Below are 23,384 nucleotides of genomic sequence, written 5' to 3'. Positions count from 1 at the left end.
GCCGGGCTCGCCGCCGCCCCCTTCCCCCGTTCGCTCAAGTCCTTTCGCAGACTGCCGTTAGCACACGTTTGGTCCGTGTTCTCATCAGGAGCACTGACAATCGATCGACAACCGGACCGCACGGACGTGGCGACACGTCACGCGCGGCCGCCGCGACAGTGACACCAGCGCGGAATCAGTGGGGAAGACGAAGTGATCCAGCAGTTGAGTTTGAAAGCGAAATTGTGGTCTGCCGTTGCGTTGATGTGGGTTAGCCTGCTGGCCATGGCAGTCTGGGGGGCGTGGGCACAGCGCGACACGATGCTTGCCGAGCGTCGTGCAGGGCTGACGCACGTGGTCGACTCGGGCCTGAGCCTCGTCAGGCACTACGCGGAACGCGCCGAGCGCGGCGAGATCAGCATTGCCGACGCGCAAAAACTCGCGCGCGAGCAGATCGGCGCGATCCGTTACGACGGCGACAACTATTTCGGTATCTTGAACTCGCAGCGCGTAATCGTGCTGAACTCGGTCAACCCCAAGCTTGAGGGCAAGGACATGAGCCAGTTCCGCGATCCGTCGGGCAAGCTCATGTTCTCGGACATCGTCGCCGCTGCACGCACCGATAATCCGTTTGTCACCTATCTGTGGCCCAAACCGGGTTCGGACAAGCCTGTCGAGAAAATCAGCCGCGTGGGCGCTTATTCGCCCTGGGACTGGTATCTGACCACCGGCGTCTACGTCGACGACATCAATGCCGCGTTCATCGGCGCGCTGGTGCGCTGGGGCGCAATGCTGGCCGTGATCGGGTTGGCCGTGTCGGGCGTTATGCTGCTCATCATCCGTAACGTGCAGCACAGCCTCGGCGGCGAGCCCGAGTACGCAGCCGACATCGCCACGCGTATTGCGGACGGCGACCTGCTCACGCAGGTGCGTTTGCGAGAGGGTGACCGCGCGAGCCTGCTGTTCGCGATGCAACGCATGCAGGCCAATCTTCAGCAGATGATCGGGCGCATTCGCGGGGGCACGAGCGCTATTACGCTCGCCGCGCGCGAAATTGCCGAAGGGAATACCGACCTGTCGGCCCGCACCGAGCAACAGGCGGCCGCGCTCGAAGAAACGGCGTCGTCGATGGAACAGCTCACGTCCACGGTTCGTCAGAACGCCGACAACGCACGTCAGGCCAGTCAACTGGCGGAGAATGCGTCGGCCATCGCCGTGCGTGGCGGGCAAGTTGTCGATCAGGTGGTGGCAACGATGGAAGGCATCTCGCACAGCTCGGGCAAGGTGGTGGACATCATCAGTGTGATCGATGGGATCGCGTTCCAGACGAACATTCTCGCGCTCAACGCCGCCGTGGAAGCCGCCCGCGCAGGCGAACAGGGACGTGGCTTCGCGGTGGTTGCAGGCGAGGTGCGCACGCTCGCTCAGCGCAGTGCGGCGGCGGCCAAGGAAATCAAGGAATTGATCGAATCGTCGAACGGACGGGTGCAGGACGGCTCGATTCTCGTGGCTCAAGCCGGTCAGACGATGCACGACGTGGTGCAGGCCGTGCGACGCGTGACCGACATCATGGGCGAGATCTCGGCGGCGTCTGCCGAACAGAGCCACGGCATCGAGCAAGTCGGCCGTGCTGTCACGCAAATGGACGAAGTCACGCAGCAGAACGCTGCACTCGTGGAACAGGCGGCGGCCGCCGCCTCGTCGATGGAAGATCAGGCGCGCGCGCTCGACCAGGCGGTCGCGGCATTTCGGATGACGTCGGAGGCCCAGCTTGCGAGCGCAACACCCGCTGCGCGAGGTTCGGCGGCAGTGGCGCTTCAGCGCCTTGCCGCCTGAAGTGCCGACGCGGTGACACCATGATGTGACACCGCGCTACCGCGTGTCTTACGTCTCGGGGGCCGGAGTGCGGCCCGACGTCAGGCTGCGTCCAATTCGCCCGCCATCCCCGCCTCGATGATCTGACGCGCCACGACAGGCAGGATACGCAACGGAGGCGAGCCGGGGCCGAACGTCTGGCTGGCGGCGTAAGCCCCTTCCAGAATCAACGATAGCGCGTCGACCAGCGGCGCCGGTTTCTGCAAACCGGCAGCCCTGGCAAGCGTTGTGAAGCGTCGCACCACTTCCGCCTTGTAGTTCGCCACCGACTTGCGCGCAGCATGCTCCGGGTCGGGGAATTCGGCCGCCACATTCACGAACGGACACCCGCGATAGCCGGGCTTGCTCGCCCGCTCGGAGAGATCCACGAAGATTTGCAGCATCTGCGCGCGCGGCTCGCCCTCGCGCTTCGCAATGCTCTCGTCGATTCGCGCCAGACTCGCCGTCTGCATGTGATCGAGGTACGCCAGAATCAGTTCGTCCTTCGACGCGTACTGGCGATAGAGGCACATCTTGTTCACACCGGCGCGCTTGACGACTGCATCCACCCCAACGGCGCGCACGCCTTCGGTGTGGAACAGCTCGACCGCCGCGTTGAGCAAATATTGCTGGGCAACGAGTGCCGGCGTGACCTGCCGCCCCGTCTTACCCGCGCTGCGCCGGCGCGCAGGCGTAGCGTTGCCCTCCGCCTTGCCCTTGCTCGCGACTTTCCCGTCGCGCTTGCCCCCCGGCGCCACGCCCGCGTTCGCCGGGTCGGGCATCTCGGGCCTTACGGGCGGTGCAGTCGTTGTCGATTTGGCCATTGTCTGGCGCTCCCCCTAATGCAGTGATTCGCGGCGCGGGACAAAGCCCTTCCGCCGCAAAGGAATACTTGACATGTTACCGATCGGTTCATAACATGGCAACCTCATGTTACCGACCTGTCACATATCGAGCGATAAACGTAGACAGGCCAGTTCTCGCAAACGTTCCCGGTTCGGCAAATAAAACCGGTCCAGCAAGGATTTCCGCCATGAAGGCTGCTTTAGCAAGGCGTATTGACGGACGCTTCCACTATGGATGGATCGTTGTCGGCGTGATTTTTCTGGTTCTGCTCGCCTCGGCGGGCATTCGCGCGACACCGAGCGTGATGATGGTGCCGCTGGAGCACGACTTCGGCTGGAGCCGCGCGACGATCTCGCTGGCGATTTCCGTGAATCTCGCGCTCTATGGCCTCACGGGTCCGTTCGCCGCCGCCGCAATGCAGCGTTTCGGCATTCGTCCGACGGTCATGGTGGCGCTGCTTCTGCTCGCCTCGGGTACGGCGCTCTCTTCCTTGATGACAGCCCCCTGGCAGATGGTGCTGATCTGGGGCGTGATGGTCGGTGGCGGCACGGGCGTGGCGGCAGTCACGCTCGCCGCCACGGTCTCGAACCGCTGGTTCCACTCGCATCGCGGTCTGGCGATGGGCATCCTTACCGCCAGTTCCGCCACCGGTCAGATGGTGTTCCTGCCGATCATGGCCGCGATCACCGAGAACTACGGCTGGCGGCCGGTGGTACTGATCGTGGCGCTGGTCGCTGCGCTGGTGCTGCCGCTCGTGGCGGTTCTTGTGCCGGAGCGCCCGGGTTCGGTCGGGCTGCGTCCCGTCGGCGCACCGGAAGACGCCCCCGATGTCCCGCTCACCCAAGGCAACCCGCTCGCCACCGCCCTTTCGGCGCTGCGCATGGCGGCCGGCAAGCGCGACTTCTGGCTGCTGTTCTTCAGCTTCTTTATCTGCGGCGCGAGCACCAACGGCTACATCGGTACCCACTTCATTGCGATGTGCGGCGATTACGGCATTTCCGAAGTCAAAGGCGCGGGCATTCTGGCCGCGATGGGGGTACTCGACCTCGTAGGCACGACAGCATCGGGCTGGCTCTCGGATCGTTATAACAGCCGTGTGCTGCTGTTCTGGTACTACGGCTTGCGCGGTCTGTCGCTGATTTATCTGCCATACGCCTTCGGTTTCGACTTCTTCGGCATTCCGCTGTTCGCGCTGTTCTACGGCCTGGACTGGATCGCGACAGTACCGCCGACGGTGCGCCTAACCACCGATGTCTTCGGCAAGACCATGGCCCCGATCGTGTTCGGCTGGATCGTTGCCGGCCACCAGCTCGGTGCCGCGACGGCGACACTGGTCGCCGGCTCGCTGCGAGCCACGCTGGGCAACTACACGATGGCGTCGATGCTCTCGGGCGGCGTGTGCATTGTCGGCGCGTTCATGGTGCTGCGTATTGCGCCGCATGCGCCGAAGCGGCCCGTAACTGCTGGCGCTTAGCGCAGGAGAACCACCCAATCGCCAATGGCGGCGGGCAGACCATTCGTGCATTTTCGCCGCCAGCACGGTCGGAAAAATTGTCGTAACCTGTGCCAGTTTTGTGCAGCACAGCATTCCCCCCACTTTCACAGGACCTTCAGAAATGACGGACTCGCAACATTCACCACTCGAAGCGCTGGATACGGATCTTTTCTCTCCCTACGCGCTTGGGCCGCTCGAACTGAGCAACCGCATTGTCATGGCGCCGCTCACGCGCAGCCGCGCCGGTGCCGGAGACGTTCCTGGCCCGCTGGTCGCGGAGTACTACGCCCAGCGCGCCTCGGCCGGCCTCATCATCAGCGAAGCCACCAACATCTCGCAGCAAGGCAAGGGCTATGCCTTCACGCCGGGTATCTACACCGAAGCGCAGATCGCCGGATGGAAGCAAGTGACTGACGCCCTGCACGCCAAGGGCGGCAAGATCTTCTGCCAGCTCTGGCACGTGGGCCGTATTTCCCACACGTCGCTACAACCTGGCGGTGCACTGCCGGTCGCGCCGTCGGCGATCCAACCGGCGGGCAAAGCCTTTACCGAACATGGTTTCGAGCCGCATCCGACACCGCGCGCACTCGAGACGTCCGAGATCCCGGGCATCATCGAGCAGTACCGCCACGCGGCGGAGTGTGCGAAGCGTGCCGGTTTCGACGGCGTGGAAATCCATGCGGCGAACGGCTACCTGCTCGACCAGTTCATGCGCGACAAGACGAACCACCGCACCGACCAGTACGGCGGCAGCATCGAGAATCGCGTGCGACTGACGTTGGAAGTCACGCAGGCGGTCGTCGATGTCTGGGGTGCCGAGCGCGTGGGCATTCGTCTCTCGCCGATCAGCCCGGCGAACGATTGCGGCGACAGCAATCCGGAGCCGGTGTTCACGTACGCTGTCGAGCAACTCAACCGCTTCGGCCTCGTGTACCTGCATGTGGTCGAAGGCGCGACGGGCGGTCCGCGCGACGTGGAGAACGGTTTCGATCTGCAGAAGCTGCGTCGCATCTTCAACGGCACGTTCATGGCCAACAACGGTTACGACCTCGCGCTCGCGCTGAAGGCGCGCAAGGAAAATCTGGCCGACCTGATCGCGTTCGGCAAGCCGTTCATCGCCAATCCGGATCTGGTGGAACGCCTCAAGCGCGGCGGCCCGTTCAACGCCCTGGATCGCGACACGCTTTACGGCGGCGACGCCCGGGGCTACGTCGACTATCCGACGCTCGACGAATCGACGGCATGATGCGATAACACTGCGACGCCATAACGCTGCGACGCGTTCGGTCGTTGCATCGAATCAAAAAGGGCTCCCGCGGGAGCCCTTTTTATCCTTCGCATCCGTTCGGCTCACGCCACCCGCTGCGCCTGCCAGCGCACCAGATCCGCGCCCGCAGGGTTTTGATACATGCGCAAACCGAACTCCGGCAGAATCGCGAGCAGATGATCGAAGACATCGCCCTGCACGCGTTCGTACTCGGCCCATACCGTTGTATTCGTGAAGCAGTACAACTCCACGGGAATGCCCGTCGCCGACGGCTCGAGCGAGCGCACCATGCACGTCATGCCTTCGTGAATATTCGGATGCGCCTTCAGATACGCCAACGCATACGCGCGGAACGTGCCGATGTTCGTCAATCGCCGCGTGTTCGCCGGCACGCCCGCGGCAATCCCTAACGCCGCATTCGCATCCGCAAGAGCGCGTTGCTTGTCGCTCAGGTACGGCCCAAGCAGATGCAGCTTCGACAGGCGCGCAATTTCCGTCTCGTCGAGGAACCCGACGCTGCCGGCATCGACGCAAAGCGTACGCTTGATACGGCGACCACCGGCCTGCTGCATGCCACGCCAGTTGCGAAAGCTCTCGGAGATCAGCCGCCACGTCGGAATGGTCGTGATCGTCTTGTCCCAGTTCTGCACCTTCACCGTGTGCAACGCGATATCCACGACGTCGCCATCGGCGCCGACTTGCGGCATTTCGATCCAGTCGCCCACACGCAGCATATCGTTCGACGTGAGTTGCACACTGGCGACGAACGACATGATCGTGTCCTTGAACACCAGCAGCAGCACCGCCGACATTGCACCAAGCCCCGAGAGCAGCAGCCACGGCGAACGATCGATGATGGTCGCCACGATGGCAATCGCCGCCACCACATACAACGCGATCTTGCCCAGTTGCACATAGCCTTTGATCGAGCGCGTGCGCGCATGCTCGGAGAGTGCGTAGACCGTTTGTGCGGCATCGAGAATACCGGCGATGGCCAGCGTGGCGTAAAGCAGCGTCGTCGCAAGCGCCACGTTGCTGATGACCATCACAGCCTTCGGCGGCAGATCCGGCACCCACGCGATACCAAACTGAATCACGAGATACGGCAAGATACGCGCCGCGCGATGAAACACGCGATGCGAGAGCAACGCGTCGTCCCAGCGATTGGCCGTGCGCTGCACGACCATCCGCACCACGCGAACGATCAGAAACTGCGCCACTGCCTGCACCAACAGCGCTACCCCGGCCAGCAAGGCCAACGCACCGGCCATTCGTGCCCAAGGGGCGTTATCGAACCACGCCATCACCGCTTCCCACGTCATCCCGCAACTCCTTGCTACTGGTTACCCTAACCGCCCACCGGGCGTACGAATGAAAAATGACGGCCGCAATGAGCCGTCACTCTCCAACTTGCCGGACGAACATCCGCGACGTTCGTCCGATCGACGCCCCTAACGTCCTAACGTCCCGACGTCCCAACATCCCAACGCCCCGACGCGCAAGCGCTTCGGGATGCCGGCCCGCTTACACCGACGCCCCGAACGGAACGCTGGCGACCACGCTGGACGCGCCGGGCAGCGGCGCGGTGATGATGGTGCCGCCGCCATTACCGCGCGACTTGCCCGAACTCAGATAGTCGGCGATGGAATCCTGCGTCACCTCGCCGAGATACTGATTGTCATCGCCCAGCACCGGCAGCGACGCCAGATTGTGCTCGTACATGCGCGAGAGCAACACTCGCAGGTTATCGGCCGCCACCGCCGACGCCTTGAAGTCGCGCACCCGCTCACCGCACGTTCCCTGCGCATGGCGCGTATCGCGACGCGCAATGTAACCCAGCGCGCGCGCATTCTCGTCGACTACGACCAGCGAGCGCGTGTCGAGTTCGTCCATCAAACCATAGGCTTCGGCCAGCGTGGTCTGCGGCTTGACGGTCGGCTGCGGCGTGGCCGCGTCCTCGGCTCGCACCAGCAACAGACGCTTCAGAATTCGGTCATGTCCCACGAAGCTCGCCACGAACTCGTCGATCGGACGCGCCAGCAGCGCATCGGGTTGGGCGTATTGCACCAGACGCCCCTGACGGAAGATCGCGATACGGTCGGCCAGCTTGATCGCTTCGTCGATATCGTGGCTGACCATGATGACGGTCTTGCCCAGTTGCCGCTGCATCTGGAAAAACTCGTTCTGAATCGATTCGCGGTTGATCGGATCGACCGCGCCGAACGGTTCGTCCATCAGCAGCACAGGGGGATCGGCGGCCAGCGCACGAATCACGCCGATTCGCTGCTGCTGCCCGCCCGACAGCTCGCGCGGATACCGAGACAGATAGCGCTTCGGATCGAGCGCCACCATCGCCATGAGTTCGGTCGCGCGCTCCCTGCAACGCTTCTTGTCCCAACCGAGCAGGCGCGGCACGACGGTGATGTTCTCCTCGATGGTCATGTTCGGGAACAGACCGATCTGCTGGATCACGTACCCGATGTGACGACGCAATTCGATTTCGTCGATATTGCCGGTGTCTTCGCCGTTGAGCAGAATGCGTCCGGACGTCGGCTTGATCAGCCGGTTGATCATCTTGAGGGTGGTCGTCTTGCCGCAGCCCGACGGGCCGAGGAAGACGCAGATTTCGCCGGGCGGCACTTCAAGGCTGACCGAATTAACGGCGGTCACAGGCGTGCCGTCCTTCTGGACGAAGCTTTTGGTGAGATTGTCGAGTGTAATCATACGGTTCGGATTCCTTTCGGTGTCAGCACACGCTGCAGGCGGTGCAACAGGATGTCGGCCACGATGGCGAGCAAACTCACCAACACCGCACCCACGACGAGCTGCCGGGTATCGCTCTGGCTAATCCCCTGGGTGATCAACACCCCGAGACCGCCGGCCCCGACGATGGCGCCAATCGCCATCACGCCAATATTCATCACAACGGCGGTGCGCACGCCGCCCAGTACCACCGGCACGGCCAGCGGCAATTCCACCAGGCGCAAACGCTGCCAGAACGTCATGCCAATGCCGATACCCGCTTCGCGAATGCTCGGGTCGATCTGCCGCAGCGCGAGACTGGTGTTGCGCATGATCGGCAGCAACGAGTACAGAAAGACGGCGGCCACGGCCGGGGCTGGTCCGATGCCCATGCCGTAGACCGACAGAACCGGGATCATCAGACCGAACAGCGCGATCGACGGAATGGTGAGAACAACGGTCGCCAGGCCAAGCACCGCGCCCGACAGCCAGCGAAAACGCGTGACCAGCACGCCCAGCGGCACGCCAACCACGATGGCCGCCCCGACCGATGCGGCCACCAGCCACGCATGCTGCCCCGTCAGGGTCAGGAGGCGGTGCCAGTTATGCGTCAGAAATTCAATCATGGGACTCCTCAGTCAGTAACATCGCGGGCAACAACGGCATCGCCATCACTGCACCAGTCCTTCCTGCTTGAGGAAGTCGCTCGCCACACGCGACACGGCTCGATGGTCGATGTCGACCTTCGCGTTCATGTCGCTCATGTTCTCGCTGTTGATCTTTGCGGACAGCGCATTGAGCTCGTCGGCAAGTTGGGGGTTGGCATCGAGCACTTCCTTGCGCACCACGGGCGTGGCCGCATAGGCCGGGAAGAACCCTTTGTCGTCGGTCAGCACTTTCAGATCGAAACCTTTATTGCGACCGTCGCTGGTGTAGACCAGACCGGCATCGATCTGCTCGTTCCTGAGCGCCGTGTAGACGAGGCCCGGGTCCATCTGCTTGATGTTGGGACGATCGAGATGGAAATCGTAGAGCTGTTCCATCGGCCCAAGACCATCGGAGCGGCCGACGAACTCCATGTCGAAAGCGAACTGCATCTTCGGATTTGCCCGGAATCTGTCGATGAGCTGCGAAACCGTCTCCACCCCCTCTTCGCGGGCGATCTTGCCCGGCATGGCGAAGGCATAGGTATTATTCAGCGCCGACGGGTTGAGCCAGACGATGCCGATCTTGCCGTCGAGTTCCTTCACACGCTCGTAGGTCTGCTCCGGATCGAGCTTCTCGGTGACCTTGTTGTAGACGATCAGCGAGGTGCCGGTGTATTCCCAGACGATATCGAGCTGATTGCTCTCCATGCCCTGGCGCATAACTACGCTGCCCAGGCCGTTCTTGAGTTCGACGTCATACCCTTTGCTGCGCAGGTATTGCGCCGTCATCTCCGAGAGAATCAACTGTTCGGTGAAGTTCTTGCCGCCGATAGTGAGCGTCGCGGCGTGTGCGGTCGCGCCCGCCGCCATCACGCCAAGCGCGACACAGACTGCACTTAGCAGCCGCATCCAGCGCGGCATGACACCGGCGAGCGTACGAAGAAATGAAACTTGCATACGTGTGGGTCTCCTTTGTCTTAGCGCGCGGGGGCGCCGTGACGTGCGAACCAGAGCCCGCTCGTGACGGCGACAATGCCGTCGAGTACGAGCGCGAGCAGCGCGGTCCCGCCGGCGCCGAGAAGCAGCTTCGTCTGGTCGTTCAGATAGATGCCCGGGAAGATCAATTGCCCCAGACTGTCTGCGCCGATCAGAAAGGCCAGCGGCGCAGTGCCGACATTGATCGCGAGCGACGTGCGAATACCGCCGACGATGACCGGCATCGCGTTGGGCAGATCGACGCGGAACAGCACTTGCGCCGGCGTCATGCCCATGCCGCGCGCCGATTCCCGCAACGCGGGCGGCACCTGCCGCAAGCCTTCGTAGGCATTGCGCACGATCGGCAGCAGCGACGCGAGCCACAGCGCCAGAATGGCGGGGCGGTCACCGATGCCAAGGACTGCCATCGATAACGCCAGCACGGCCAGCGAGGGCAGCGTGTTGCCGATATTGAAAATCTGCACGGCGCGCTCGGCGTGCTTTTCGAACTTCGGGCGTGAAATCAGCACCCCCGCGGGCACGCCGACCGCGATGGCCATCGCCATCGATATCGCCACGAGCTTGAGATGCTGTTGGGTGTAGTACACCAGGTCGCCCCGGTATTTGGCGAGCGTGTCCACGCCCAGCCAATACACCAGACCGGTCACTGCTGCGGCCACACCGAGCAGTCCGAAGCCGGCCAGATAGAGAATGCGATACTGCTTCGCCACGTTCATGCTCCCTTTGAATGGGTTGGCAGCGCCGTCGCGAGGCAATAGCAATCGCCCCGCCAGACAACGCGGTCAAACAAGCATGACAACTGTTAGCTGCCTTGCGAATTGTGAAGTGTTCGCTCCGAAGGTCTGTGGAAGACAACGGTGACGAACCAGGCGTCGCGAATGCGACATGAGAGACAAGCTTTCGACGCCGTGGGCGCCTGGGCCTCTCGGTGCACGCTTATTGAAAACGCGCGAGTGTTTTACAGCACAAACTCATTGCGTGATGGAACCGATCACCGGCGCAACGAGGAACACCGGCGATGCTTTTGCTTCTGTTTCTATGGGCCAATCACGGCGATTGGCTTTTTTTATTCTAGTACAGATGGCGCGTCGATGCCAACCCGTAACCCGTTCATCACGATAAATCCCATGCATTTACACGATATTACACGGCACATTCCTCATATAAATCGGATACCGAATTAATTGCACACTCCGAAATCCCCCGTCATCACTGGGGTTGCGACCGTGACGTTGACGCCGTCCCGAAATCTGCTATTTCGATGTTTCGCATAGCGGATCAATGTGCCGCAGAAAATTATTTTCCGAGTAGGAACGAAGCGTTTTTGCACGCCCGAAAACGGTGCAAAAATCGTCTGAAATCCGCATGTTTTGGTCGGTCGAAGGGGAAATTGGAGTCCCTTGATCGAAACGGATGCCAACCCGGAGAAACTCGTGTATTCTCCGATGTTTATCTTAGTTTTCAACTATTTAGCGTGAATTCGGGGAAACGGGACGGTAACGCGAGGCTATGATCTTGCGGCCAGTTTCGGATGCGATAGTTGAACGGTAAAAAGGCGATCGTGCGCGAGGCACGAGGTCGATGATCGGCGAATAACAACTATGAAAAGTACCATCAGCCGTACCGAACATGGCAATCGCGTTGCCGCGACCACGATCTTGGTGGCGTGTGCCGCGCTCACCCTCGCCGGGTTTCTCGCTCGCGCTCTCGAAGGCGCCGTGAACCCGTTGCTGACGTTCTTCCTCGTCTCTGCCGGCGGCATTCTCAATTTGTCGACGGCCTGTCTGCTCGGCGTGCAGTATCTCTACAACGGAAAACGATACTTCGCACAATTCGGCTGTGCCTTCCTGCTGCGCGGTCTTTTCATGTTCACCGAAGGCGTGTTGCTCGCGAATCAACTCGCGGGCATCTCCACGCACGTCACGCGCGCGCCCTTCTGGCTCTGGCTCATGGCGGAGGCCAGCTTCGCAGTGTATGTGATGCTGAGCGTACGCAGTTATTCGCTCACACGCACCGACCCTCACACGCGCCCCGGTTATTCGGAAGCCGCGCGCTACGGTGCGGTCGTGCTCATCATCTGGGTGACGGTCTCTCTCTCGCTGATCGGCGCGGGACGCACGCTCGTTACGCCGCGTCTGGCCGGCGGCGTGGGCATCGAAACCCTCGCCCTTGGCACGCTCTTCGTCGTCTACGTTGCGTTGTGGTGGCGTATCGCGGCTGTCACGCGCCTGTCGCACAAACTGTTCCTGCTTGTGTGGGTCGTCGTCACCATCTCGCTCTGTCAGTTGCTGCTGTCGCTGACGGCACCGAGCGAAGCCTCCTATCAATGGTACGCAGCCCGCCTTCTCGCCCTGGCATCACCCGGTGTCGCCACGCTCGCCCTGGTGTGGGAAATCACGCGACAGTATCAATCGCTTGCCCTCACGAACACGGATCTTGTCGAGAAGGTCTTCATCGATCCGCTCACGCACATCTACAACCGGCGTTACTTCGACAATCGCATTCGCCTCATCGCCGAGCGCGTTCAGCAGCGTGCGATACCCCTCTCGATCCTGTTGATCGACATCGATTTCTTCAAGCAGGTCAACGACCGCTACGGGCATCCGTTTGGCGACGCAGTGCTTCAGCGTATCGCCAATACGATTCAGCATTGCATTCGGTTGCCGAGCGATTTCGCGGTGCGTCTGGGAGGAGAAGAATTTGCCGTGGTCCTTCCGGAGATCGATCAGCATGCCGCGCTTCGCGTAGCCGATCGCATTCGCGAATCGGTCAAGCGTGCGAGCACGGAACTGCTTCCGCAAAGTGCGCGAGACGGGGGTGAGGCCATCACGATCAGCGTGGGCATTGCGTCATGGCAACCGAGCGAACCGCTCGTGATCAGCGCCATGCTCGAGCGTGCGGACAAGGCCCTTTATCAGGCCAAGCACAAGGGACGGGATCAGAGCGTGCTGGGTCAGATGGCGGCATAAGCTCGCGCCGGCCTGGCGCGACAACGTACGCGCCTAGCGGCTCGCACGGGACGGTGGCCCCTTGAGTTCGACAGTATTGCCGTCCGGATCGGTGAGATAGCACGATGGCCCTTCGCCGTGCGCGCCGTAGCGCTGCACGACCTCGCCCAGCGTTACGCCATGCGAGGCCAGTCCCTGCCGAATCGCCTCTTCGTCGAACGGCTCGACACGCAAACAGAAGTGATCGAGATTGTGCCCTTCCGGCCCCGGGCCCACCCCACCCTGCCGACCGATCTGACCGGCCACGTCGACAAGGTCGATCAAGGCGTCGCCCGCACGCAATTGCACGAGCCCGATATCAGCTTGCACCTTTTCCAGCGTGCAGCCGAGCACATCGATGTAGAAATGCTGGAGCCGGGCGATGTCGTTGGTGCGCAGCACCACATGATCGAGTGCGACGAACGGAATCTTCATCACGCGCTCAACGCATATCGCCGCCGCTTCTCGACCTTGGTCTCGTGCGTCATCTCGCTGCGTCCGTCCTCGAATACCGTCTCGAGCCGCACGGTGAAACCCCACAAACGCGCCACATGCTTGAGCACCTCCTCGAAGCCCTCGTCCAGCGGCTTGCGATCGCTCTGTACGTGCCGCAGCGTAAGCGACCGATCGCCGTGCAGATCCACATGCGAGACCTGAATGTTCGGTTCGAGCTGGCTAAGGTTGTACTGCTGCGCGAGCATCTCGCGGATTTCGCGATAGCCGCTGTCGTTGTGAATGGCCGTCACGCGCAAACGGCTGTCGCGGTCGTCGTCCAGCACTGAGAAGAGTTTCAGGTCGCGAATGACCTTCGGCGAGAGGAACTGCTGGATAAAGCTCTCGTCTTTGAAGTTACGCATGGCGAAGTCGAGCGTGGTCAGCCAGTCGGAGCCCGCAATGTCCGGAGCCCACTGCCGGTCTTCGTCGGTCGGCTGCTCGCACATGCGGCGAATGTCCTGAAACATCGCGAAACCCAATGCATAGGGGTTCAGGCCGCTGTAGTACGGACTGTCGAACGACGGCTGATAAACCACATTCGTATGCGCGTGCAGGAACTCCATCATGAACGCGTCGTTGACGAGCTTCTCTTTGTAGAGCTGTTGCAGGATCGTGTAGTGCCAGAACGTTGCCCAGCCCTCGTTCATCACCTTGGTCTGACGCTGCGGATAGAAGTACTGCGCGAGCTTGCGCACGATGCGCACGATCTCGCGCTGCCACGGAGCCAGCTTAGGCGCGTTCTTCTCGAAGAAGTACAGCAGGTTCTCTTGCGGCTCGCCGGGAAAACGCGGGTCGTCAGATTCGGAGGGGTCGAGGCCGTCGTCCTCGTCGTCATCGTGCAGGGCGTGATGCGGCAGCGTGCGCCACAGATCGTTGATCTGCAATTGCAGATAGTTCTCGCGCTCCTTCTGACGCGCCTGCTCCTGCGCGAGAGACAGCCGCTTCGGCCGCTTGTAACGATCAACCCCGTAGTTCATGAGCGCGTGGCAGGAGTCGAGCAGCAGTTCGACCGCCTGTTCGCCATAACGCTGCTCGCACTCGGTGATGTAGTTGCGCGCGAACAGCAGGTAATCGACGATGGCGTCGGCACTCGTCCAGGTACGGAAGAGGTAATTGCCTTTGAAGAATGAGTTGTGACCGTAGCTGGCGTGCGCGATGGTCAGCGCCTGCATGGTCATGCTGTTCTCCTCCATCAGATACGCGATGCAGGGGTTCGAATTGATGACGATCTCGTACGCAAGCCCCATCTGTCCGCGCTTGTAACCGCGCTCGGAAGACAGGAAATGCTTGCCGTACGACCAGTGGTGATAGCCGATGGGCAGACCCACGGTCGCGTAGGCGTCGAGCATCTGCTCGGCGGTGATGATCTCGATCTGATTCGGATACGTGTCGAGCCTGAAGTCCGCCGCGATACGCGCGATCTCGTGCTCGTAACGTTGAATCAGTTCAAAGGTCCATTCCGATCCGGTGGATATATACGCCATGATGCGTCCTCGTTGCCCTCGTTAGGGTATCGACGCGGGACCGTTTTCAGGCCGCCTTCTTCTTGAACAGGTCGTGCAGCACCGGGTAAATCTCGGCGGCTTCCATAATGCGCTGCATCGCGAAATTCGGATGCTGCTGCTTGACCGACAGGTATTCGTTCCACAGATTCTGTGGCTCGGCGCTGGCCACCTCCACATACGCGAAGTACTGCACCGCAGGCATGATCGTCTGATTCAGGATGTCGCGGCAGATGGGCGAATCCCCGTCCCAGTTATCGCCATCGGACACCTGTGCCCCGTAGATATTCCAGTCGCTCGGCGAGTAGCGATCCGCGATGATTTCCGTCATCAGCTTGAGCGCGCTCGAGACCACCGTGCCGCCCGATTCGCGTGCATAGAAGAAGTCGTCTTCGTTGACCTCCTTCGCCGTGGTGTGGTGCCGGATGAGGACCAGATCGATGCGTTCGTAGTTATGCCGCAGAAACAGATAGAGCAGCATGAAGAAGCGCTTGGCGAGATCTTTACGGCTCTGGTCCATCGAGCCGGATACGTCCATCAGGCAGAACATCACGGCCTGGGCCTGCGGACGCGGCTGCATGACCCGGTTCGAGTAGCGCAGATCGAGCTTCTCGATGTACGGAATGGCTTCTACGCGAGTGCGAAGATGCGTGATCTCGTGCGCCAGCGCCAGGGCGCGCGGCGACGTATCGCCTTCACGCGAGACGAGGTCCGCGTATTCGGCTTCAAGCTCGCGCAATTGCTTGCGATAGGGTGCCGTGAGTGCGATGCGACGGCCCAGCGAGCTTCGCATCGTACGGATGACGTTGAGGTTCGACGGCGTGCCGTCGATCGAATAGCCCGCGCGAACCTTGCGGAACTCCGGAATCTGCGCAAGACGTCGCTTGGCGAGATCCGGGAGCGCCATATCTTCGAAGAAGAACTTCAGGAACTCCTCGCGCGAGAGGTTGAAGACAAAGTCGTCCTCGCCCTCTCCCGAGTCGCTGGCGCGGCTTCCGCCGCCCCCCGCGCCCGACGGCGGACGCTCGAAGTTGTCGCCCACCACGAACTCGCGATTGCCGGGATGAACCATCTCCCGCCGCCCGCCGGGCCCGTGGTGGAACAACGGCTCCGAAATGTCCTTCACCGGGATCGAGACCTGTCCGCTGCCATCGATATCGGTAATCTTGCGCCCGCCCACCGCCTTCGCGACCGCGCGTCGAATCTGGTCGCGGTAGCGTTTGATGAATCGCTGCTGGTTGATGGCGCTTTTGTTCTTGCCGTTTTGCCGTCTGTCGATGATTGCTGACATAGTGGCCCCGGTTGGTTACGAGGATTTGCGCACGCGCAGGTACCATTCCACGAGCAGGCGGACCTGCTTCGGGGTATAGCCTTTTTCCACCATTCGGTTGACAAAGTTGGCGTGCTTTTCCTGATCCTCTTTGGACGACTTCGCGTTGAACGAGATCACCGGCAGCAAATCCTCGGTCGTCGAGAACATGCGCTTCTCAATGACGGCGCGCAACTTTTCGTAACTCGTCCAGAGCGGATTCTTGCCCGCGTTGTTGGCGCGTGCACGCAGGACAAAGTTGACGATTTCGTTGCGGAAGTCTTTCGGGTTGGTGATCCCGGCCGGCTTCTCGACCTTCTCCAGTTCATCGTTGAGCGCGTTGCGATCGAGAATCTCGCCGGTGTTCGGATCGCGATACTCCTGATCCTGAATCCAGAGATCCGCGAAATTCACGTAGCGATCGAAGATGTTCTGGCCGTACTCCGAGTAAGACTCGAGATACGCGGTCTGAATCTCCTTGCCGATGAATTCGACAAACGGGGCGGTCAGATACTCCTTGATGTAGGCGAGATAGCGCTTTTCGACTTCGGCGGGGTACTGTTCGCGCTCGATCTGCTGCTCGAGTACGTACAACATGTGCACCGGGTTGGCCGCCACTTCGGTGTTATCGAAGTTGAAGACCTTCGACAGGACCTTGAAGGCGAAACGCGTGGACATGCCCGTCATCCCCTCGTCCACCCCGGCGTAGTCGCGATACTCCTGATACGACTTGGCCTTGGGGTCGATGTCCTTGAGGTTTTCACCGTCATAGACACGAACCTTGGAGAAGATGTTGGAATTCTCGGGCTCTTTCAATCGCGTGAGCACGGCGAACTGCGCGAGCATCTTGAGCACGTTCGGCGCACGGGGGGCGTTGGCAAGCGAGCTGTTCTTCACGAGCTTCTCGTAGATCTTCACCTCGTCGGTCACGCGCAGGCAGTACGGCACCTTCACGATATAGATACGATCGAGGAAAGCCTCGTTATTACGATTGCCCTTGAAGCTCTGCCATTCGGCCTCGTTCGAGTGCGCGAGCACGATACCGTCGAACGGAATCGCGCCAAACCCTTCCGTGCCCTTGTAGTTGCCCTCCTGCGTGGCGGTCAGCAACGGGTGGAGCACCTTGATCGGCGCCTTGAACATTTCGACGAATTCGAGCAGGCCGCGGTTGGCCAGGCACAGACCGCCGGAATACGAGTAGGCGTCCGGGTCGTCCTGCGGGTACTCCTCGAGTTTCCGGATGTCGACCTTGCCGACGAGCGACGAAATGTCCTGATTGTTCTCGTCTCCCGGCTCGGTCTTCGCAATCGCGATCTGTTGCAGCACAGACGGACGCACCTTCACCACGCGGAACTTGGTGATGTCGCCGTTGAACTCGTTCAGACGCTTGGTGGCCCACGGCGACGGGATCGTGTTGAGATACCGCACCGGAATGCCGAAGTCCTCTTCCAGAATCTTGCCGTCTTCCTCGGGCGAGAACAGACCCAGAGGCGACTCGTGCACCGGCGATCCCTTCAGGCAGTAAATGGGCACATCTTCCATCAATGCCTTGAGCTTCTCGGCCAGCGACGACTTGCCGCCACCCGGGGGGCCAAGCAGGTACAGGATCTGTTTGCGCTCTTCGAGCCCTTGCGCGGCGTGTTTGAAGAACGAGACGATTTGCTCGATCGTGTCTTCCATGCCGTAGAACTCACGGAAGGCAGGATAGATCTTGATGATCTTATTAGAGAACAACCGCGAGAGCCGCGGGTCGTGGTGCGTGTCGATAAGCTCAGGCTCACCGATGGCGCTCAGCATACGCTCGGCTGCCGTTGCATACGCTGTCGAGTCCTTCTTACAGATCTCCAGATATTCCTGGATGCTGTATTCCTCTTCCCTGCGTGCTTCGAAACGTGTCGTGTAGTGGCTGAAAATATCCATATGCCTCACCCCCGCTTCATCGGAAAACATCGAAAACGATGTCCGCTCTGTTGCCTAAGACCCGGATGACTGCGCAATGGTTTCGATCTGGCTCACTGCATGCCGGAGCGACTTTCGCGAAACCTTCCGCACTGTCCCCTCCCTTACATGAACGACTCAAAATCGGTTTAGGTTGACTTTAAACTTGTCACTGGAAATTGCAACCGTTAACTCATCATATGCACAAACAAAAAAACTGTCGCTAGATATTTTCCGCAGCGCTAAGCATTGCCGATAACCCGCATTCCACAAGGGTTTCCGCATCATCTACGCATTGCGCACGTTGGCTGTAATACGTCGTAAATCAAGCGACTTTTCGAGCGCTCTCACACGCATTGCGCATTCGGGTTTGCCTGCATTCCGAGATGCTCCAACGCCATCGCCATTAATTAAGGAATCCTATCTATCAGATAAAATTTCCTGCTGACGTTCGAAGCTCGACGTGCAATGTTTCGCGGAAAAAAAGTGGGCTGCCCGACGACGTCGACGAGTGCGAAGACGTGGGCGCGTGACGAGGTGCTTTCCTGTCGAGGCGACGCGACTGCGCGAAGTCGCGAAGGTCGTGCGATCATCATGCGTCAGCGCAAGGTGTCGCGGGCGGAAAGTCGAAGACGGCCGGATAGCTGAACGGGGCGAACCTCCTCGGCGGCGACGGTTGCCGGTAGCGCCAGACCGCTCGTCAGATGCTCTGACTCGGATCGCCGCGCTGCATCATGCCACCGTCTCATCAATGCCTTGCAAATTGCCGATCTCTGGAATGAAGCGAACAGCGTGCCAGTCGATCAGGCTTGAACTCATGTTACGCCGGTTCGTTAAAATGTGCTGCGCTGATATGTAACGCCTTGTGTCCCGGTATCTTCCACAGGCCCTTTAGCGGCATCCGGTGCGCTCGACCGAGCGCCGCCGTGTCACGGGTCAATTCATGCCATAATGCAACTTTGTTGCATTTATTACACAGTTGCAATCTGTGTCTGGGCGTCGCCCGTCTCACCCATGATCCGTTTTTCCGTTTGGCTCTACCGTCTTGCAGGCTGGGAACGCACAGCATTGACATTGTTCGTGCTCGTGCCGCTTTGGGCGCTCGTTTATTGGGCGCTAAAGGGGGTCGCCTCGTGATCGGCTGCCACGATCTCTCGGTTCACTTTGGACCGACTACTGCACTGGAAGGCGTGAGCGCCATGTTTGCGCCCGGCGTGCTTTCTGCCGTCGTCGGCCCCAACGGCGGTGGCAAGACTACGCTGCTGCGCGCGCTCGCGGGCTTGCAGAAGGTGTCGAAGGGCAAGATCGTCTGCGACGGGCCGGTGGCCTATCTCTCGCAACGCCCCGAAACCGATCACCGATTCCCTATGTGCGTGGAGGAGTACGTGCTGACCGGTACCTGGCGGCGCACAGGCGACGCCCGCCGCCTCGGACGCAACGAATTCGACCGCGCTCACGAGGCCCTTGCTCGCGTCGGCCTCGCGGACAAGTGCACACAACCGCTGGAAGTCCTGTCGGGCGGTCAATGGCAGCGCGCCCGCTTCGCACGACTGATCGTGGAAGACGCCCCCATCGTTTTACTGGATGAACCACTCACAGGCATTGATGTCCCGTCGGCGGAACTGTTGCTCGCGTTGCTGGATCAATGGCGCAACGAGGGCCGCACCGTGGTGACGGTGCTTCACGACCTGCCGCTCGTGTTCGAACGATTCTCGCATGTCGCCGTGATGGCCGGACGGCTCGTCGCGTCAGGCTCGCCGGCCGAGTGCCTGCACACCGGCCTGCCGTCTGCCGAGAACACGGCGGGCGGCACGCACATGGGCCTGTCCGGTATCGGCGGCTACACCACCCGGACTGCGGGCACCTCGTCCTCCGGCATCCTCGCCCACGGCGGCACGCCGGCGCCCGGCGTGGCCCCGATAACCCGAGGGGGCCAGCGATGAGTGCGGTACTGGATCTGCTCGTCGGCCCCTTCTCGGAATTCGACTTCATGCGGCATGCCCTCGTCGGCAGCCTCGCATTGTCGATAGGCTGCACGCCCGTGGGCGTGTTCCTGCTGCTGCGCCGCATGAGCCTGATGGGCGACTCGCTCTCGCACGCGGTACTGCCGGGGGCCGCCGTCGGCTACCTGATCGGCGGGCTGTCGCTCCCGTGGATGGCAGGCGGCGGCATGGTGGCCGGCTTGCTCGTGGCACTGCTTGCCGGGCTGTCGAGTCGGCGCACGCGGCTCGACGAAGGCGCGTCGTTTGCCGGCTTTTATCTGCTGGCGCTGGCCGGTGGCGTGGTGATCGTCTCGAAATGGGGCAACAGCGTCGACCTGATGCACTTGCTCTTCGGCTCGGTGCTCGCGGTAGACGATCCGTCGCTCCTCCTCGTTGGCGCAATCGCAACGGTGACGCTCCTCTGGTTCGGGTGGCATTATCGCGGCCTCGTGCTGGACAGCGCCGATCCGACCTTCCTCGGTCAGGGCCGGGGCAAGAGCGTCATGCGCTACCACCTCGGCTTCACCGTGTTGACGGTGATGAACCTCGTTGCGGGATTTCAGGCGATGGGCACGCTCATGGCCGTCGGACTGATGATGCTCCCCGCGGCGACCGCCCGATTGGTCGCCCGCACCCTGCCGGGCATGCTGCTCGTGGCGTGGCTGGTCGCGAGCGCCTCCAGTGTGATCGGGCTGCTGATTTCGTATTACCTGGCCTGTCCGTCGGGACCGGCCATCGTTTTGACGGCAGGCATTGCGTATCTTGGCGCACTGCTTGCCACGCCGGGCCATGCAAGTTCTGCGAAGGCTCCGGCGCTTTGAGAGAGGAAAACATGTTCGGATTGGGTCAATGGGGCAGTAACTCGTCGGGCCGCAAGTCACGCCTTGGCGCGGGGCTCTTCGCCACAATGTTTGCCCTGGCGCTGGCGTTTGCCGGCCCGGTACGCGCGCAGGACACGCGCCTGCCTGTCGGCGTGAGCTTCAGCATTCTGTCCGACATCGTGAAGGTGGTCGGCGGAGACCGCATCGACGTCACCACCCTCGTCGGCCCCGATCAGGACACGCACGTCTATGAGCCGACCCCGGCCGACGTCGCCAAGATCTCCGGCACCAAGCTCTTCTTCGTGAACGGCCTGGGCTTCGAAGGTTGGCTGCCCCGCCTGATGAAGTCGAGCCACTATCCCGGCACGCTCGTCACGGTCACGAAGGGCCTCAAGCCCCGCACCATGGTCGACGACGGCAAAACCGTAACCGACCCTCACATGTTCCAGGACCCCGAGCGCGTAAAGGCGATGGTCGACAACATTGCCGCCGCCCTGTCGCAGGCCGACCCGGCGGGCAGCGCCTATTACACGGATCGCGCCAGAAACTATCAGGGTGCGCTCGACGACCTGATCACCTGGGCCAACAAGCAACTCGCGCCAATCCCGCCGGCCCGCCGCGTGGTGCTGACCTCGCATGACGCATTCGGCTACCTCGGCCAGCGCTTCGGTATCAAGTTCCTCGCCCCGGAGGGCGTGTCGACGGAAAGCGAAGCCAGTGCCAAAGATGTGGCGAACCTGATCCGGGTGATCCGCCGCACGGGCATCCGGGCGGTGTTCATGGAGAACATCTCCAATCCGCGTCTGGTCCAGCGGATCGCGAAAGACGCCCACGTGACGGTCGACGGCAAGCTGTACTCCGACGCGCTGTCGCAGAACTCGGAAGCCTCGACCTACCTCCAGTTGTTCCAGCACAACATCCGCTCCATTGCGGCGGCGATGAAGGACAACCGCTAATCTCATGCGGTTCCCCTGTGGTGCACGCGGTATAATGCGTGCACCACACACCGGCCCCGCTACGGAGGTCCGGACAGGCCGGCCACGCCGGCTTTTGCGTTTGGGCCACCGCATTTCACTCGCGGCCCGGCAAGACTGAACCCCTGAAACATCTAATACGGACGCCCCCAGGTTAACCACTGCGAACGGCGCACACTCAATGGCAAAGAAGATTTACATCAAGACGTTCGGCTGTCAGATGAACGAGTACGACTCGGACAAGATGGCGGACGTGCTCGGCGCAGCCGAAGGTCTGGAAAAGACCGATTCCCCCGAAGACGCCGACGTCATCCTGTTCAACACCTGCTCGGTGCGCGAAAAGGCGCAGGAGAAGGTGTTCTCGGATCTGGGCCGCATGCGCGCGCTCAAGGAAATCAAGCCGGATCTGGTCATTGGCGTGGGCGGCTGCGTCGCCAGCCAGGAAGGCGCTGCCATTGTGCAGCGTGCCCCGTACGTGGACGTGGTGTTTGGCCCCCAGACCCTGCACCGTCTGCCGCAGATGCTAGAAGCGCGCCGCACCACCGGCCGCTCGCAGGTCGACATCTCGTTCCCGGAAATCGAGAAGTTCGACCATCTGCCACCGGCCAAGGTCGAGGGCGCCACGGCGTTCGTCTCGATCATGGAAGGCTGCTCGAAGTATTGCAGCTACTGCGTGGTGCCCTACACGCGTGGCGACGAAGTGTCGCGCCCGTTCGAGGACGTGCTCACCGAGATCGCCGGTCTGGCCGAGCAAGGCGTGCGCGAAATCACCCTGCTTGGGCAGAACGTGAACGCCTATCGCGGCCTGATGGCCGACGGCGAAATCGCAGACTTCGCGCTGCTCATCGAATATGTGGCCGAAGTGCCCGGCATCGAGCGTATCCGCTACACGACCAGCCACCCGAAGGAATTCACGCAGCGTCTGATCGACACCTACGCCAAGGTGCCCAAGCTCGTGAGCCACTTGCACCTACCTGTGCAGCATGGCGCCGACCGGGTGCTCTCGGCCATGAAGCGCGGCTATACCGTGCTGGAATACAAGTCGATCATCCGCCGCCTGCGTCAGGTGCGCCCGGACATGTCGATGTCGTCGGACTTCATCGTCGGCTTCCCTGGCGAGACGGAAGAGGATTTCGACAAGCTCATGGCGATGATCCACGAGATCGGCTACGACACCAGTTTCTCGTTCATCTACAGCCCGCGCCCCGGCACGCCGGCCGCCAACCTGCCGGACGACACGCCGCGCGAAGTCAAGCTGCGCCGCCTGCAACACCTGCAAGCCGTGATCGAGGAAAACGCCGCGCGCATCAGCCAGCGCATGGTCGGTTCGCGTCAGCGCATTCTCGTCGAGGGCGTCTCGCGCAAGGACCCGAACGAGCTGCAAGGCCGCACCGAGAATAACCGTGTGGTGAATTTCCCCGTGCCCGAGGCGCAACGCGCCAGTCTGATCGGCCAGATGACGGACGTTGTGATTACCTTCGCCTACCCGCACTCGCTGCGTGGCGAACTGGTCACCACGCACTGAGCGAAATTTGCGAATATGAACGGAC

The 23,384-nt window shown here is 61.5% G+C and carries 18 protein-coding genes; 8 read left to right on the top strand and 10 right to left on the bottom strand.

The genetic code is table 11. The annotated features are described in order from the left end of the window. Window positions 1–195 precede the first annotated feature (195 nt). Window positions 196–1,815 carry a methyl-accepting chemotaxis protein gene (locus AT395_RS03830; protein ID WP_048628081.1) on the top strand — a complete coding sequence of 540 codons (1,620 nt, stop codon included), beginning with the start codon at window positions 196–198 and terminating at the stop codon, window positions 1,813–1,815. 80 nt (window positions 1,816–1,895) lie between these two features. Here the strand turns inward: AT395_RS03830 and AT395_RS03825 are convergent, their stop codons facing one another. Then, entirely contained in the window at window positions 1,896–2,615 is a 720-nt protein-coding gene (locus tag AT395_RS03825) for a TetR/AcrR family transcriptional regulator (protein WP_048628014.1), read from the bottom strand. Window positions 2,616–2,866: 251 nt separating this feature from the next. On the opposite strand from AT395_RS03825, the gene AT395_RS03820 reads away from it, so the two are divergent. Then, window positions 2,867–4,153 carry an MFS transporter gene (locus AT395_RS03820; protein WP_042113036.1) on the top strand — a complete coding sequence of 429 codons (1,287 nt, stop codon included), beginning with the start codon at window positions 2,867–2,869 and terminating at the stop codon, window positions 4,151–4,153. A gap of 142 nt (window positions 4,154–4,295) precedes the next feature. Then, window positions 4,296–5,420, top strand: coding sequence for an alkene reductase (locus AT395_RS03815; protein WP_042113037.1), 1,125 nt, complete (start codon window positions 4,296–4,298; stop codon window positions 5,418–5,420). A 104-nt stretch (window positions 5,421–5,524) separates the two neighbouring features. Here the strand turns inward: AT395_RS03815 and AT395_RS03810 are convergent, their stop codons facing one another. The 5 genes from AT395_RS03810 to AT395_RS03790 all read right to left on the bottom strand — a co-directional run bounded on the left by AT395_RS03810 (window position 5,525) and on the right by AT395_RS03790 (window position 10,542). Continuing rightward, entirely contained in the window at window positions 5,525–6,763 is a 1,239-nt protein-coding gene (locus tag AT395_RS03810) for a mechanosensitive ion channel family protein (RefSeq protein ID WP_042113040.1), read from the bottom strand. A gap of 202 nt (window positions 6,764–6,965) precedes the next feature. Next, the gene (locus tag AT395_RS03805) at window positions 6,966–8,165 is read right to left on the bottom strand and encodes an osmoprotectant ABC transporter ATP-binding protein OsmV (protein ID WP_048628015.1); all 1,200 of its coding nucleotides are present in this window, start codon (window positions 8,163–8,165) and stop codon (window positions 6,966–6,968) included. Continuing rightward, the gene (locus AT395_RS03800; RefSeq protein WP_048628016.1) at window positions 8,162–8,809 is read right to left on the bottom strand and encodes an ABC transporter permease; all 648 of its coding nucleotides are present in this window, start codon (window positions 8,807–8,809) and stop codon (window positions 8,162–8,164) included. Before AT395_RS03800 ends, AT395_RS03805 begins: the two co-directional genes overlap by 4 nt. A 45-nt stretch (window positions 8,810–8,854) precedes the next feature. After that, a complete protein-coding gene (locus AT395_RS03795) occupies window positions 8,855–9,787 on the bottom strand; it encodes a glycine betaine ABC transporter substrate-binding protein (RefSeq protein WP_104926744.1) in 933 nt (310 codons plus the stop codon). A gap of 20 nt (window positions 9,788–9,807) precedes the next feature. Next, window positions 9,808–10,542 (bottom strand): ABC transporter permease, encoded by a 735-nt coding sequence (locus AT395_RS03790; protein WP_042113042.1) that lies wholly within the window; start codon window positions 10,540–10,542, stop codon window positions 9,808–9,810. Window positions 10,543–11,427: 885 nt separating this feature from the next. Here AT395_RS03790 and AT395_RS03785 point away from each other — a divergent pair. Further along, window positions 11,428–12,795, top strand: a complete 1,368-nt coding sequence (locus tag AT395_RS03785) for a GGDEF domain-containing protein (protein ID WP_048628017.1) — start codon at window positions 11,428–11,430, stop codon at window positions 12,793–12,795. 33 nt (window positions 12,796–12,828) lie between these two features. Here the strand turns inward: AT395_RS03785 and AT395_RS03780 are convergent, their stop codons facing one another. From AT395_RS03780 to AT395_RS03765, 4 genes are read right to left on the bottom strand one after another with little or no spacing between them, the layout of a single operon-like run. Beyond that, window positions 12,829–13,248: a VOC family protein gene (locus AT395_RS03780; protein ID WP_042113044.1), complete on the bottom strand. Its 420-nt coding sequence runs from the start codon at window positions 13,246–13,248 to the stop codon at window positions 12,829–12,831. After that, complete coding sequence (locus tag AT395_RS03775) at window positions 13,248–14,792, bottom strand: SpoVR family protein (RefSeq protein ID WP_042113045.1); 1,545 nt, start codon at window positions 14,790–14,792, stop codon at window positions 13,248–13,250. Before AT395_RS03775 ends, AT395_RS03780 begins: the two co-directional genes overlap by 1 nt. Before the next feature lie 46 nt (window positions 14,793–14,838). Then, entirely contained in the window at window positions 14,839–16,101 is a 1,263-nt protein-coding gene (locus AT395_RS03770) for a YeaH/YhbH family protein (protein WP_042113046.1), read from the bottom strand. 15 nt (window positions 16,102–16,116) lie between these two features. Further along, the gene (locus AT395_RS03765; RefSeq protein WP_042113048.1) at window positions 16,117–18,039 is read right to left on the bottom strand and encodes a PrkA family serine protein kinase; all 1,923 of its coding nucleotides are present in this window, start codon (window positions 18,037–18,039) and stop codon (window positions 16,117–16,119) included. Between the two features lie 1,217 nt (window positions 18,040–19,256). Between AT395_RS03765 and AT395_RS03760 the strand changes: the two genes are divergently transcribed. From AT395_RS03760 to miaB, 4 genes are all read left to right on the top strand, one after another. After that, entirely contained in the window at window positions 19,257–20,000 is a 744-nt protein-coding gene (locus AT395_RS03760; RefSeq protein ID WP_048628018.1) for a metal ABC transporter ATP-binding protein, read from the top strand. After that, on the top strand, window positions 19,997–20,860 hold the full coding sequence (locus AT395_RS03755) for a metal ABC transporter permease (RefSeq protein WP_042113051.1): 864 nt from the start codon (window positions 19,997–19,999) through the stop codon (window positions 20,858–20,860). The genes AT395_RS03760 and AT395_RS03755 overlap by 4 nt, the downstream gene beginning before the upstream one ends. An 11-nt stretch (window positions 20,861–20,871) precedes the next feature. After that, complete coding sequence (locus AT395_RS03750; protein WP_052765426.1) at window positions 20,872–21,816, top strand: metal ABC transporter substrate-binding protein; 945 nt, start codon at window positions 20,872–20,874, stop codon at window positions 21,814–21,816. A gap of 199 nt (window positions 21,817–22,015) precedes the next feature. Beyond that, on the top strand, window positions 22,016–23,359 hold the full coding sequence (miaB, locus tag AT395_RS03745) for a tRNA (N6-isopentenyl adenosine(37)-C2)-methylthiotransferase MiaB (protein ID WP_042113052.1): 1,344 nt from the start codon (window positions 22,016–22,018) through the stop codon (window positions 23,357–23,359). Window positions 23,360–23,384 lie beyond the last annotated feature (25 nt).

This window comes from Pandoraea apista, from assembly GCF_001465595.2.
Taxonomy (GTDB): domain Bacteria; phylum Pseudomonadota; class Gammaproteobacteria; order Burkholderiales; family Burkholderiaceae; genus Pandoraea; species Pandoraea apista.
Note: the sequence above shows the minus strand (reverse complement) of the source record. Positions and strands in the feature narration are given on the sequence as shown.

Bases quoted from the DNA above. Each gene is read 5' to 3' on its own strand.
- AT395_RS03825 (WP_048628014.1), bottom strand. From the start codon at position 2,615: ATGCCCGACCCGGCGAACGCGGGCGTGGCGCCGGGGGGCAAGCGCGAC.
- AT395_RS03820 (WP_042113036.1), top strand. From the start codon at position 2,867: ATGAAGGCTGCTTTAGCAAGGCGTATTGACGGACGCTTCCACTATGGA.
- AT395_RS03815 (WP_042113037.1), top strand. From the start codon at position 4,296: ATGACGGACTCGCAACATTCACCACTCGAAGCGCTGGATACGGATCTT.
- AT395_RS03810 (WP_042113040.1), bottom strand. From the start codon at position 6,763: ATGACGTGGGAAGCGGTGATGGCGTGGTTCGATAACGCCCCTTGGGCA.
- AT395_RS03805 (WP_048628015.1), bottom strand. From the start codon at position 8,165: ATGATTACACTCGACAATCTCACCAAAAGCTTCGTCCAGAAGGACGGC.
- AT395_RS03800 (WP_048628016.1), bottom strand. From the start codon at position 8,809: ATGATTGAATTTCTGACGCATAACTGGCACCGCCTCCTGACCCTGACG.
- AT395_RS03795 (WP_104926744.1), bottom strand. From the start codon at position 9,787: ATGCAAGTTTCATTTCTTCGTACGCTCGCCGGTGTCATGCCGCGCTGG.
- AT395_RS03790 (WP_042113042.1), bottom strand. From the start codon at position 10,542: ATGAACGTGGCGAAGCAGTATCGCATTCTCTATCTGGCCGGCTTCGGA.
- AT395_RS03785 (WP_048628017.1), top strand. From the start codon at position 11,428: ATGAAAAGTACCATCAGCCGTACCGAACATGGCAATCGCGTTGCCGCG.
- AT395_RS03780 (WP_042113044.1), bottom strand. From the start codon at position 13,248: ATGAAGATTCCGTTCGTCGCACTCGATCATGTGGTGCTGCGCACCAAC.
- AT395_RS03775 (WP_042113045.1), bottom strand. From the start codon at position 14,792: ATGGCGTATATATCCACCGGATCGGAATGGACCTTTGAACTGATTCAA.
- AT395_RS03770 (WP_042113046.1), bottom strand. From the start codon at position 16,101: ATGTCAGCAATCATCGACAGACGGCAAAACGGCAAGAACAAAAGCGCC.
- AT395_RS03765 (WP_042113048.1), bottom strand. From the start codon at position 18,039: ATGGATATTTTCAGCCACTACACGACACGTTTCGAAGCACGCAGGGAA.
- AT395_RS03760 (WP_048628018.1), top strand. From the start codon at position 19,257: ATGTTTGCGCCCGGCGTGCTTTCTGCCGTCGTCGGCCCCAACGGCGGT.
- AT395_RS03755 (WP_042113051.1), top strand. From the start codon at position 19,997: ATGAGTGCGGTACTGGATCTGCTCGTCGGCCCCTTCTCGGAATTCGAC.
- AT395_RS03750 (WP_052765426.1), top strand. From the start codon at position 20,872: ATGTTCGGATTGGGTCAATGGGGCAGTAACTCGTCGGGCCGCAAGTCA.
- miaB (WP_042113052.1), top strand. From the start codon at position 22,016: ATGGCAAAGAAGATTTACATCAAGACGTTCGGCTGTCAGATGAACGAG.